10 protein-coding genes are annotated in these 11,822 nt (G+C 41.0%); 1 reads left to right on the top strand and 9 read right to left on the bottom strand.

Features of this window, described 5'->3' with window-relative positions; all coding sequences use genetic code 11:
* The first annotated feature begins 287 nt into the window (after positions 1–287).
* Positions 288–434: a hypothetical protein gene (locus QCQ61_RS13215; RefSeq protein WP_279448115.1), complete on the top strand. Its 147-nt coding sequence runs from the start codon at positions 288–290 to the stop codon at positions 432–434.
* Positions 435–599: 165 nt separating this feature from the next.
* Here the strand turns inward: QCQ61_RS13215 and QCQ61_RS13210 are convergent, their stop codons facing one another.
* The 9 genes from QCQ61_RS13210 to QCQ61_RS13170 all read right to left on the bottom strand — a co-directional run bounded on the left by QCQ61_RS13210 (position 600) and on the right by QCQ61_RS13170 (position 11,818).
* Complete coding sequence (locus QCQ61_RS13210; RefSeq protein WP_279448114.1) at positions 600–1,241, bottom strand: DUF6266 family protein; 642 nt, start codon at positions 1,239–1,241, stop codon at positions 600–602.
* Between the two features lie 664 nt (positions 1,242–1,905).
* Positions 1,906–2,196, bottom strand: coding sequence for a helix-turn-helix domain-containing protein (locus tag QCQ61_RS13205; protein WP_279448113.1), 291 nt, complete (start codon positions 2,194–2,196; stop codon positions 1,906–1,908).
* A 2,053-nt stretch (positions 2,197–4,249) separates the two neighbouring features.
* Positions 4,250–6,154 carry a heavy metal translocating P-type ATPase gene (locus QCQ61_RS13200; protein WP_279448112.1) on the bottom strand — a complete coding sequence of 635 codons (1,905 nt, stop codon included), beginning with the start codon at positions 6,152–6,154 and terminating at the stop codon, positions 4,250–4,252.
* 59 nt (positions 6,155–6,213) lie between these two features.
* Positions 6,214–6,423, bottom strand: a complete 210-nt coding sequence (locus QCQ61_RS13195) for a GDCCVxC domain-containing (seleno)protein (protein ID WP_073217619.1) — start codon at positions 6,421–6,423, stop codon at positions 6,214–6,216.
* Positions 6,424–6,597: 174 nt separating this feature from the next.
* Complete coding sequence (locus QCQ61_RS13190; RefSeq protein ID WP_269353708.1) at positions 6,598–7,914, bottom strand: APC family permease; 1,317 nt, start codon at positions 7,912–7,914, stop codon at positions 6,598–6,600.
* Positions 7,915–7,994: 80 nt separating this feature from the next.
* Positions 7,995–8,429 (bottom strand): Fur family transcriptional regulator, encoded by a 435-nt coding sequence (locus tag QCQ61_RS13185; protein WP_237608731.1) that lies wholly within the window; start codon positions 8,427–8,429, stop codon positions 7,995–7,997.
* A gap of 39 nt (positions 8,430–8,468) precedes the next feature.
* On the bottom strand, positions 8,469–10,994 hold the full coding sequence (locus QCQ61_RS13180; RefSeq protein WP_237608730.1) for a heavy metal translocating P-type ATPase: 2,526 nt from the start codon (positions 10,992–10,994) through the stop codon (positions 8,469–8,471).
* 9 nt (positions 10,995–11,003) lie between these two features.
* On the bottom strand, positions 11,004–11,351 hold the full coding sequence (locus QCQ61_RS13175) for a SpoIIAA family protein (RefSeq protein WP_154192127.1): 348 nt from the start codon (positions 11,349–11,351) through the stop codon (positions 11,004–11,006).
* A gap of 44 nt (positions 11,352–11,395) precedes the next feature.
* Positions 11,396–11,818, bottom strand: a complete 423-nt coding sequence (locus QCQ61_RS13170) for a Fur family transcriptional regulator (protein WP_154192128.1) — start codon at positions 11,816–11,818, stop codon at positions 11,396–11,398.
* Positions 11,819–11,822 lie beyond the last annotated feature (4 nt).

Genomic DNA, 11,822 nt, shown 5'->3' with positions numbered 1-11,822 from the left:
CTCACATTTTTTAGATAATAGTTTCCTATCTATTGCCTTGTAAAGATTAATCATGCTAAAATAGATTTGTTGCTCAATGAAATTCTGCTATACTGTTTTTTAATACCAAAAGGTAATACCTTGATACTGTTTAATATCCATTTACCAAAACAATACCAAAGGTACAAGTTAAAGAAAATTTAACATAAATAAAATAAAACCCCCCCATAATGTAAGTTTAACCCTTTTCAACGGAAATTATCGGACTTATTATAGAAGAATATTGAAGTAAATAGTAGTATTCTCCTATGCAATATTTTAAAATTGTAACACCAGCTGCAAGTTTTCTCTCAAAGGCCATAAAAACAGAATATGCTACTACAGCTTCGGTTCTTGTGCTCCGTTTGGCCTTTGCCGTCGCCAACCAAGTGGTTACTTCCCGATGCAAAATGTAATGTATGTTTGATTATCAGTTAATTAGCTATCAATAGATACAAATAAGCAACAAGAAGTGTTGAATTATAGCTAATTAAAGACTAAAGATAAGAAAATCGGGAGGTGTAAAGATAAAAAAACCGCCCCCAAATGAGGACGGTTTTCCAAGAAAACGTCAATCGCTTTTACGCAACTGTTACAGAACCTAAATAAGCGTTATTGGACACTTTAGAACCATCTTCGGAAATAAACCCTAAGAACACCTCCACATCTTCGCCGGTGTATTCAGGTGGTACTGAAATACTTTCTGTTCCGGCTGATCTTGTTGGTCCAGCGGTGGTAAAGACTACTTCTCCTCTTGACTCGTTATAGAGCAAGATCAAAGTTTTGTCTGTTACCATTGCACTTCCACTTCCTGAATTGTCAGTCCAGTTAATGTCAACCGTTGATGCGACTGTGGAAGCCGCGGCACCGCCAACTACTCCGGTTAGATTACCACGGGTTACCAAAGCGTTTCCATAGTCAATGGAATAGTTAGGATAGGATCCTGTTACTCCATTGTACAAGTTGTAAGACATTGCAGCATTGAATTGGGTCATCTTGTTTGCATACAATTTGAAACCAACCCGTAGGAAGTCTGTCATAGGTTGCAGGAAACGAAGCACGGTTGAAAACTTTGAGCGCTGGTCAACTTGTCCTTCGGTTTTGGGGTTCGCTACGCTGGAAGGTTTGATTCGTAGGTAATCGATGCCCTTCCAGGTCCCACCGATTACATTCCCGATTTTTCCGGATACACCGCCGAGAATACCTTGATTGATGATTGCCATAATTTATATGTATTTATGGGTTAAACAAATGTTCGGACTTGGCACGGACTTGACTCGGCTTTTGCCCTTTCATTCAAAATTACTTCAATATATATGCTAAGGTTCGGGCAAGGGAATTGTTGCTCCTATTTGCTTTTGTTTGCCTTGTGGAATTTGATTTTTTGACATTTACCGAGTTCAGGATGTGAATGATTGGCTAAATAGTTTCTACAAGATAATCTGCCTTCCGGAAGTCAATCCCATATCTTGGATAAAAAAAATGGGGTTGGAACAAGTGTCAAACGGCCGATGAGGTCTGATTTGAAACGTTTTCATACAGTGAGCCAATAAAACCTTGCCTGCCGCGATTGCCCACTTCAATTTGCATTTTCAAAGATGTTCGCAAATTCAACAGCCATCCATTTCCCATATTTTTTTTCAAAAGAGAAAAGAAAAAAGGAAAAAAAATAAAAGAGAAAGCTTTTAATAAGGCGGGTTTGGGAGGGTTGTCAAGGTTTTTGGGAAAAATACTACCCGCAGGGTGGAGATTTTTTTCAAAACCCGGAGGGCTTGACCTTTACAATCCGTTGTGGCGATGGACTTGCGCGAACCCGCCTATCTTCGCTTGTCTCTTTTATTTATATTTTGAAAAAAACATCAGATTAAAACTTCTTTTAAAAATGGATTAATGTCTTAAAATATTACCTTTAAGGAGTTCCATCAACTCATTTTTACTGTAATATCGGCGAGCACCTATTCCGTAACAGTTTATTTTTCCATCTTTTGTCCAACGCCAAAGAGTACCCCTACTAATTTTTAAAAATTCTGCTGTTTCTTTCGGTGACAGAAAAACATCTTCTTCGGTAGATTTATAATCCGGTAAATACATTTTAAGTTTATTAAATAATTTTTCTGCTACTATATCGGTAAGTTCGTTAACTGATATTTCTGTGATTTCGATTGTTTTGGTTATCATTTCTTCTGATTTTAAATCACTTAAAAATATTTATTTTTCTAACGAGTAAAAAAAAAGCCCCCTAAAAAGGGAGCTCTGACAAGGTAACCTCTAACCAAAAGAGGCGGATGGTATAATCTACAACACCACAACGAACAACGCCCACAAAGAATGGACGACCTGACAACCGAACGCCCGCCAACAACCAACGGCTGCCACAACGGACTGAAAAAAGTGAATGATACATAATTGAAAAGATTAAATTAAACATAGTGCCACTACACAGGATCGGTGCGATTGATGCACGGGCTGTTAAAAAAAATACTACCCGGGTTTTAAAAATGGAATTGACAGGCGCAGACCATAATTTAAATAACAGTGAAAATTATAATTCAAGCTAAAAGCAAGGGTGGAGATTTTTTTTTAAAACAGGCGAAGCGAACCCTTGCAGCTCTCGCATCCGCACGCCTGTACCTTTGCTCTATGTTTGAGTTTATTCTTCTTCTCGAATTTAATACTGTGGATTAATTGAGGAATTTTAGTCCGAAATGGCCAAGAATATTGAGCAACAATAGAATACAGCGGGCTATGAGATTCGAACACTTTTTATTAAGGTTTTTTTGAAATTATTCAAATTCGTAATCGAGGTAAAACGCAGGTAAACAAGCGTAGCTATAGTGGAAGCAAGGAATGGAGAGTAACGGAATGGATTGCTGGAACTATAATGCGAGCCGCCTGCGAGCGGAGCAAGGGTGGTGGCTGCGGTAGCCCGAAGAATGAGGGCGGCAGACGCCTACCGTTTACGGCAGGGCTGGCGCGATTTTTTGCTTCCGGGTAGGGAAAGGCAAGGGTAGCGACTGATCGGAACGAAACGATGCCGGAGCCGGAATGGAGCAATGCCTTGACATCTATCTAATTGAAGTGTTTTTATTGAGTATAAAATCGTCAAAAAAAGATTGAAGTGAATTTAATGGCATTGCGAAATGGAGGTACGTAGGCTCGTGTAGTGGAGAGAATGAGCTACTCTTGCGCGGGTTGCTGAAAGTGGGTGATTGTAGAGAGAGAGGCACGATCGAACGAAAAGAACCTACTGAAAGCAAATGGCGGATTGCAAAAAACGTGACAGCCCGATCAGCCCGAAGCGACCCGCAGGCTCGCACAATTAACAAGTGGCGGCAGACCCCCAATAAAAAAAGTGGTGAGCGCAGCGAACACCTTATTAGGGTTTGGGGGGATGGAGTAGCCACGGGTGAGGAAGGAGAGTAGCGTGTGAAGCAAAACAAGTGAACGGCAGGTGGCGAGCACCCACTGGAGCGCAAGACACCTGGCAAGTGAACGGTATATGCAAGGGCGACCGCAGGGAGTTCATTTTACCCTTGCAGATATGTTTTTGCGGAACAAAGCGGAAGGACTGACGAACACCGCTTTACCTGCGTTTGGATGCGCGTGGGAAAAAGCAAGGGTGCGACTGATTGAGGTGGAGAGCAACGGAACCGATTGAAGGAGTACTCTTGCTGCGCGTTGCTGGAAGTGGGTGATTGTAGAGAGTGAGGCACGAACGAACGAAAAGAACCGACTGGAAGCAAATGGCTGTGCGGTGGGTTTTTTTCCTTAAATTGGAATCATCTAATTCCGCTATAGAAGGAATAAGGTTAGCTTTAGTGGTGAGGAAATTAGGGTCAGTATATTAAGCACAATAATACAATATGATTTGTGATGTCAAAACCAAACTGGAAGTTCAACCAATGGTTCAATAATTAATGATAATGCTATTAATGGTTCATAAAAAAAAGCAGAAACGGCAATGGCTAATGAAATAGGTGAATTTCTTGTCGTAGTAGTTAATGTCAGGCTTACCCTGTCTGAATAGCTAAACTTTAGGGATTTGCCTGAGGATTTGACCAATAAAAAATATCACAATAAAAATATCAGTAGAGGAATGAGCAATTTATAAATGACATCTGGGTTGTCTATTAAGTTTTTGAAGCGAACATAGCAACAACCGCCAGAGCAAGGAACATTTTTTTCGTTCGAGAAAAACAATCTTTTTGAAGCCAAGATAAGTATGCGGATGTTATAAATCCTTCCGTTGTATTCTCACAGCATTCAATATAGCTAAAAGAGCTACACCCACATCTGCGATAACGGCTTCCCATAAAGTAGCAACACCGCCTGCACCTAATGCAAGTACTATAATTTTGACTGTCATAGCGAGAATGATATTTTGCCAGACAATGTTTTTGGTGATTTTACCCGCCTTTATTGCTGCAACGATCTTTGACGGCTGGTCGTTTTGAATAACTACATCTGCTGTTTCGATGGTGGCATCACTACCGAGACCGCCCATTGCAATACCAACATCGGCGAGGGCAATAACCGGAGCATCGTTAACACCATCGCCTACAAAGGCCAATTTTACTCCTTCTTTTTTAAGAGCCTCCACTTTCTCCACTTTTTCGTCCGGAAGCAGTCCACCATAAGCTTCATCAATTCCCAAAACTTTTGCCACCTGATCTACCACTGTTTGTTTATCACCAGATAACATTACGGTTTTTATGTTTAGACGGTGCATTTCCTTGATGGCCTGATATGCATCTTCCTTTATTTCATCGGCAATAGTGATATAACCGGCGTACTTATTATCAATGGACAATACCACTATGGTATCTACAATCTGTTCGACTTCGGCAGGATAAGCTATGTCATATTTCTTTAAAAGTTTAAGGTTTCCAGCCAATACTTCCTTATTACCAACGATGCCTTTCAAGCCGTGTCCTGCTATTTCTTCAATGTTTGAAGTTTGTAGGCCTTGGTGTTTATTATCGGCATAATCCGTTACAGCTATGGCTATGGGATGGGTCGAGTTCTTTTCCAAAGCTGCTGCTACTTTGATCAGTTCTTCTTTTTCAATTCCTTCGGGTACTACTTGCTGAACTTTAAAGACCCCTTTGGTCAAGGTGCCTGTTTTGTCCATCACCACTGTTTTTACTTGGGTCATAACATCCAAATAGTTTCCGCCTTTGAACAGGATTCCATTTCGGGAAGCAAGGCCGATACCTCCAAAGTAGCCCAGAGGTATGGAAACAACCAATGCACAGGGGCAACTGATCACCAAGAATACCAAGGCACGATAAAACCATTCCCGAAACACATAATCATCCACAAAAAATATTGGGGTTACACAAAGTGCCAGTGCAAGGAAAAATACGATTGGGGTATATACTTTGGCAAAACGGGATATGAAGAGTTGGGTCTGTGATTTACGTGCGGTGGCATCCTGTACCATTTCCAAGATTTTGCTGAGTTTACTATCCCTAAACAGGGCGGTTACCTTTACTTCTGCAAGTGTATTTTGATTGATCATCCCGGCCAGTACCTGTTCACCTTTATATTTGGTATCTGGTTTGCTCTCCCCTGTTAATGCCGCAGTGTTGAAAGAGGCTTTTTCAGAAATGAGATCACCATCCAAGGCAACCTTTTCACCAGGTTTCACTTGTATCTTTTCTCCTATTTCTACTTCTGAAGGATGTATAACCTGTGATTTTCCGTTTCTTAGAACGATAACTTCATCAGGCCTTATATCAAGCAAGGCTTTAATGCTTCTTTTGGCGCGCTTAACTGCCGAGTCCTGAAACCATTCGCCTATTTGGTAAAATACCATTACGGCAACACCTTCTTCATATTCTCCAATGATGAATGCGCCGATTGTTGCCACACTCATCAATACAAATTCATTGAAGAAATCGCCTCTTTTTGACTTTCGCCAAGCGAGATCTAAAACTTTTCTTCCGGCGAGAATATAAGCAATGAGGTTAATTGCCAATAAAGGTATAGTGGGTATGTCGAGGTTAAACCCATATTCCAATGTTAACAGTATAACCAAAATCAGCAAGGCAAGCAGAAGGTCCCAGTGGGTTTTCCAGCCTGTTTTTTCTTTATTAACTTTTGGGCTTAAGGGCCGGGATGTAGCTGCTTTCATTTTATTAAAATTTTCTTTAAAGATACTTTAAAAGGTTATGCACAGGAATTGCATTTGCATCAGCATTCATCTTTTCTTGTTAACTGGATAGGAGGACAGGGCAAAGAACCATAAGAACAGTAAACGCAACAGTCACCTTCTTTTGGTTTTAGAACAGTTTTACACTTCTCGCATTCATAAAAGAATTGACAGGAATTTGTTGGCATATCTTCTACTTTTTTGTGTCCGCAGTTTGGACAGGTAATTTCTGATTTTAATATAGCTTCCATTGATTTTTATTTTTTCTTGTTACCTTGTAATTTGTTGCATTAATTGCTTCCTCAATTTTCACCTTCATTCGTTTTAGTATCGTCAAACTCAATGATCGCGTTACCATTTTCGTAAGGATTTAGGTTATCCAGTTCGGTTTTAAAATCTTCAAACATCCAGTCCATAACATTAGATTAATGGTTAAAAAGCTCCTTTTCTTTTTCAGGGTCTATTTCATCTTTTGACTTTTTGTCCAAAAAATAATCCAAGATAATGCCTACTGCAATAGCTCCCACAAATGCTGAATATACTTCCCAATCATATTGAATTACCAAGGACAAACTAATGAGTATCGCCAATATGGGCAATACTGGAACTTTTCCAATGGATAAAGGAACTTTGAATGGTCTTTCTTTATTGGGTGCTTTGAAACGCAATACGATAAGTGCAATGTTCACGGCAACAAAAACAAGCAATGCACCCAAAGATGACATTCCCGCTACGATTTTGATATCGCCCAACAATATAAATCCAGCAACTGCTACCATAACTACAAGGGTAGTTGCCCACGGAACTTTCTGTGCATTGGTTTTGGTCATAAATTTTGGTAGTTCGCCTACGCTTGCCATTCCAAAAAGCAACCTGCTAATAGAAATTATACCACTAAAAGCCGCATTTGCAGTGGCGAAAAGTGCTGCTACGGCCAAGGCAACGGGCAACCAACTGTTGAGGTTGGATGCCGCAAGTGAAAGTGGCGAATCCACTTTTGCCAGTTCTGACGGGTCGGCAATGTTGAGTACCGTAAAAGATATGAGCAAATAGATGACGGTTGTAAAAACCATTGTCAATAGAAAGGCACGAGGAATTGTCTTGCCAGGGTTTTTTACCTCTGAACCCAAAGCCGCCATATGTTCAAAGCCAGTATAAACAAAAAACAAGGTAGCCGTTGCTGCCAAAGTACCGGAAAAGGATTCAACTTTAAAAAATGCTGCTTTTGGTGGGCCTGTTTCCAAAAGTCCGAACGCTATAAGAAGGAACAATCCCAAGAGCTGAATACTAACCATAATGATATTAGCGGTAGATGATTTCTTGATGCCCGTAATGCTTATCAACGAGAGCATAACCAAAACACCATAACTGACAAGTAGGGAAGGAATACTAAAAAAAGTGTTGAAATAGCCTGAAAAAGCCAGTAGCACCGCTGCAATGGTGGCCGAACTGTGGAACGCAATCGTCCAGCCCGTGAGAAAAGACGGAATATCAATCTTAGGAAACGCCTTGCGTACAAAAATAAATTCCGCACCCGCATTCGGATAGGTTGAGGATAATTCAGCATAAGACATTGCCGACACACTTGCTGCAATGGCAGCAAAGATAAAACTTAACCAGAGGTCTGTTCCCGCTTGTCCAGCTGCTGCGCCGATTACCGTGTAAATTCCTGCGCCCACAATGGTGCCAACGCCATAAAAAGTGAGTCGAAGTGTTCCCAATGATTTTTTTAATTCTGCCATATTTTTTAGTTAAAGAGGGTGAAAGAAACCTGAACTGGACCATTGGGCGCAAGGGTTCAAGGTTCAAGTACTCCCACCTGTTATTTTTTCCTGCATTTTTCACATATTCCTTTCAAAACCAAGTTCACATCGTTCACTTCATAATCGTCTGGCAGGCTTTCTTCCGATATTTTATTTGGTAAACAGATGGTTTTCCTACAAACGGTACAATGAAAGTGCATATGTAAATCTGTACCGTATTTACCTTTGGCATTTTCATCAGAAATCGCATATTTTGCCACTCCTACACCATCATTAATCTGATGAATCAACCCTTTATCCTCAAAAATCTTGAGATTGCGATAAAAGGTAGTTCTGTTTGCTGTTTTATTGGTTTCGCTCTTTTGAACAAACGCCTTTTTCAAATCGGAAAAGGACATGGCACTTTGTTTCCTTTTCAGGAACTTGTATATCTTCGACCTCATTTGAGTAGGTCGAATCCCTCGGTTTAAAAGTGTTTTTTCCGTCTTTGTCATTTTTAGCATTGATTCAAAAAGCAATCTTTTTTACTAAATTTATTTTTTATACGCTAAAAGCCTTAAGGCATTGAATACCACAAGTAGTGTTGAGCCTTCGTGGACTACCACCGCAATACCGATATTGGCAAGCCCAAAAATGGTTGAGGGTATAAGCAGGGCAACAATACCAAGACTGACCCAAAGGTTTTGCTTGATAATGGTCTTTGCCTTCCTGCTCAAACCTATGGCAAAGGGCAGGGTTTCCAGTTTATCGGCCATTAGGGCAATGTCAGCTGTTTCCAATGCCACATCACTGCCCGCTGCACCCATTGCGATACCTACGGTGCTGTTTGCCATTGCAGGGGCATCGTTCACACCGTCGCCTACCATTGCGACTTTGGATTCCTGTTCTTTTAATTTTTTAATGGCATCTACCTTTTCCTCTGGCAACAGGCTTCCCCAGGCATCGGTCAACCCAATTTCTTTAGCAACGGCATCGGCAACCTTTTGATTATCGCCAGTTAGCATTATCATCCGCTTAATACCGATTTCCTTTAATTTTTTAAGGGTTTCCTTGGCCGCTTCCCGTGGGGTATCCATCAGGGCGATGATACCTATATATTCTTTGTTCCTTCTTATGAGCATTGTGGTATTTCCACCACCTTCAAGTTCTTTTACTTTATTCGATATATCTTCGGATGGTTTTGCTTCATCGAGGTCTTCATACAAGTCAAGGTTTCCTATATAGATTTTATCCTTGCCCAAAGAAGCTTTGATACCTTTTCCGAGAACCGCTTCCAAATCTGACGCATCGGTAATATCAGTACCTTTCAGACGCTCTTTCCCATCCCTTACGACGGCTTTGGCCAAAGGGTGGTCGCTCAAGTTTTCAACGGCAACGGCTATCTTTAACAGTTCATTTTCTTCAATATTCCCCAGTGGTACTACTTCGGTAAGTTTGGGCTTGCCTTCGGTAAGTGTGCCCGTTTTATCAAAAGCCAAAGCGGTAATGACCCCTAAATCCTCAAGCGGTCGCCCACCTTTGATAAGTACACCGCCCCGTGCTGCCCGTGCCACACCGCTTAATACCGCACTTGGTGTTGAAATGGCGAGTGCACAAGGGCTGGCGGCTACCAATACTGCCATTGCACGGTAAAAACTGGCACTAAACGGTTCATCAATGACCAAAAAGGCAAAGAGTAGGATACCAACCAATATCAGTACGGATGGTACAAAGTATTTTTCAAACTTGTCGGTCAAAAGTTGGGTGGGGGATTTTTGGGTCTGTGCCTCGTTGACCAATTTGACCAGTCGGGACAGCGTAGAGTCTTTGGCTTCTTTGATTACCTTTATTTCCAAAGTATTATTACCGTTGATAGTTCCGGCAAAAACGCGGTTTTCGTCCTTGATATCATCGTCTGCCGAATAGTCCTTGCCCGTATCTTCCACAGGAATTTTGTCCACAGGTACACTTTCCCCTGTGATAGGTGCTTGGTTGACACTGCTTTTTCCATTGACCACAACACCATCGGCAGATATTTTACTGTTGGGTTTGACCACAATGATATCGCCTATACTTAATTTTTCAATCCCGACTTCTTCTGTCTTACCATCTTTTTTCAGCAATGCTGTTTTTGGTGCTAAATCTGCCAGTGCCGCAATGGACTTTCGGGCCTTTTCCATTGCATAATGTTCAAGGGCGTGCCCCAAACTAAACAGGAACAATAACAATGCACCTTCTGCCCATTCTCCCAGAATGGCTGCACCAATGGCGGCAACCAGCATTAAGAAGTCAATTTCAAAACCGCCTTTGGCAACCGTCTGTACTGCTTCCTTGGCCGTAAAGAAACCACCGAAAAAGTAAGCACCAATGTATAAAGTAAGACTGACCCAATCTGGGATGGATTCCACATAGGAAAGGCCGAAACCTATTCCGAGAAGTGCCCCACAGATAATGGAAAAAATAAGCTCCGTATTTTTACCGAAAATACCACCGTGGGCGTGCTCTTCTCCTTCCTCGTGGGTCTCGCCTTCTTTGTGCTCGTGTCCCTCGGTGGAAGTTTGCTCTTTAGTCTCTTCCTTCTTTGAACGCTCTTGTTTTTTGGATGCTTCGGTGTAATCATTTTCGTTTGAAGCACTGCGTTGAACCTGAAGGTCTTCCTTTTCAATTTGTTTGCTTATTTCATCAAAATTTGTTTGCTTTTTATCAAACTCAAGTCGTACCATTCCAGAGCCTGAAACGGAAGCTTCCAAAACTCCATTGATTGCCAAAAGGCTTCTCTCTATGGAACGAGCCTGTCTTGTGTGTCTGATTCCTTTAACTTCAATGAGCAAATGCCCGTATTTTTCGGTAATCTCGGCACCAGTACTTTCGGCGAGGGATTGAATGCGGTCAATGGAAATGATATCTGGGTCATAATGAAAACAGAGCTTTGGCACATCAGCTCCGTTTGCATCGGCAATGTGCACTTTTTCGATGCCCTCTTTAGCTTGTAGTTTTTGAATAAGCCTTTCAACACAAGAATCTTTTTCGTTAGGAACTTGCGGAAGGATGACCGGTATTTTTAGTTGTAGTTTTTCCATTTTTTATTTTTATTTTATCCACTCTTTGGCATCGTCTTTTTCTTCGGTCTTATAAAATTTTATATGAGCTTCTGAAAAAGGAAGCAATACCTCGGTAAATTGCTCTTGCCATTTAACGCTGCCCACCAAAGCAACTCGCTTTAAATGCTTTTCATTCGGAAGGTATAATTCAATTCCCTTCCAGTATGTCTCTGCTGCCCAACCTTCAAAATTTTGCATTTCAATGTACCAGAACACTTCCTGATATGCATTTATGTGTTCTGTTAAGACCGGTATCAAGTTTTCATAATCCTTGGCATCCAGCTTATTCTCTGCTACCATATATACAGTAGCCTCTTTTTTATAGATTGTTATCATTGCTCACTATTTATAAATGATAATTGAATTTAAAAACCAAACGTTTAATCCAAATTGCCACTGCATTTTTCGCAAATACCCTTTACCACCAAGTTAATGTCCTCCGTGATATAGCCATCAGGCAAGTTGATGTGAGGGATTTTATGCTCTGTTAAACAGACCGTTTCATTACAATTGTTGCAATGAAAGTGCAAATGAAGGTCGTTGCCGACCTCGCATTCACAATTTTCTTCGCAAAGGGCGTATTTTATAACCCCTGTCCCATCCTCGATTTGATGCACAATCCCTTTTTCTTCAAACGCTTTCATAGTCCTAAACAGGGTACTTCTTTCACTGATCTTAAAATCTTTTTCCAAATCGCCAAGGCTGATGGCAACATTCAACTCTGCCAACCGCTTATAGGTCATAAGGCGCATAGCTGTAGGTCGTATTCCTTTGCTTTCTAAAAATTGAACTATTTTTTCCATTTGT

Source organism: Aequorivita marisscotiae, from assembly GCF_029814825.1.
GTDB classification, from domain to species: domain Bacteria; phylum Bacteroidota; class Bacteroidia; order Flavobacteriales; family Flavobacteriaceae; genus Aequorivita; species Aequorivita marisscotiae.
Note: the sequence above shows the minus strand (reverse complement) of the source record. Positions and strands in the feature narration are given on the sequence as shown.

Excerpts from the sequence above, each read along its gene's own strand:
- QCQ61_RS13215 (WP_279448115.1), top strand. The coding sequence starts at position 288 with ATGCAATATTTTAAAATTGTAACACCAGCTGCAAGTTTTCTCTCAAAG.
- QCQ61_RS13210 (WP_279448114.1), bottom strand. The coding sequence starts at position 1,241 with ATGGCAATCATCAATCAAGGTATTCTCGGCGGTGTATCCGGAAAAATC.
- QCQ61_RS13205 (WP_279448113.1), bottom strand. The coding sequence starts at position 2,196 with ATGATAACCAAAACAATCGAAATCACAGAAATATCAGTTAACGAACTT.
- QCQ61_RS13200 (WP_279448112.1), bottom strand. The coding sequence starts at position 6,154 with ATGAAAGCAGCTACATCCCGGCCCTTAAGCCCAAAAGTTAATAAAGAA.
- QCQ61_RS13195 (WP_073217619.1), bottom strand. The coding sequence starts at position 6,423 with ATGGAAGCTATATTAAAATCAGAAATTACCTGTCCAAACTGCGGACAC.
- QCQ61_RS13190 (WP_269353708.1), bottom strand. The coding sequence starts at position 7,914 with ATGGCAGAATTAAAAAAATCATTGGGAACACTTCGACTCACTTTTTAT.
- QCQ61_RS13185 (WP_237608731.1), bottom strand. The coding sequence starts at position 8,429 with ATGACAAAGACGGAAAAAACACTTTTAAACCGAGGGATTCGACCTACT.
- QCQ61_RS13180 (WP_237608730.1), bottom strand. The coding sequence starts at position 10,994 with ATGGAAAAACTACAACTAAAAATACCGGTCATCCTTCCGCAAGTTCCT.
- QCQ61_RS13175 (WP_154192127.1), bottom strand. The coding sequence starts at position 11,351 with ATGATAACAATCTATAAAAAAGAGGCTACTGTATATATGGTAGCAGAG.
- QCQ61_RS13170 (WP_154192128.1), bottom strand. The coding sequence starts at position 11,818 with ATGGAAAAAATAGTTCAATTTTTAGAAAGCAAAGGAATACGACCTACA.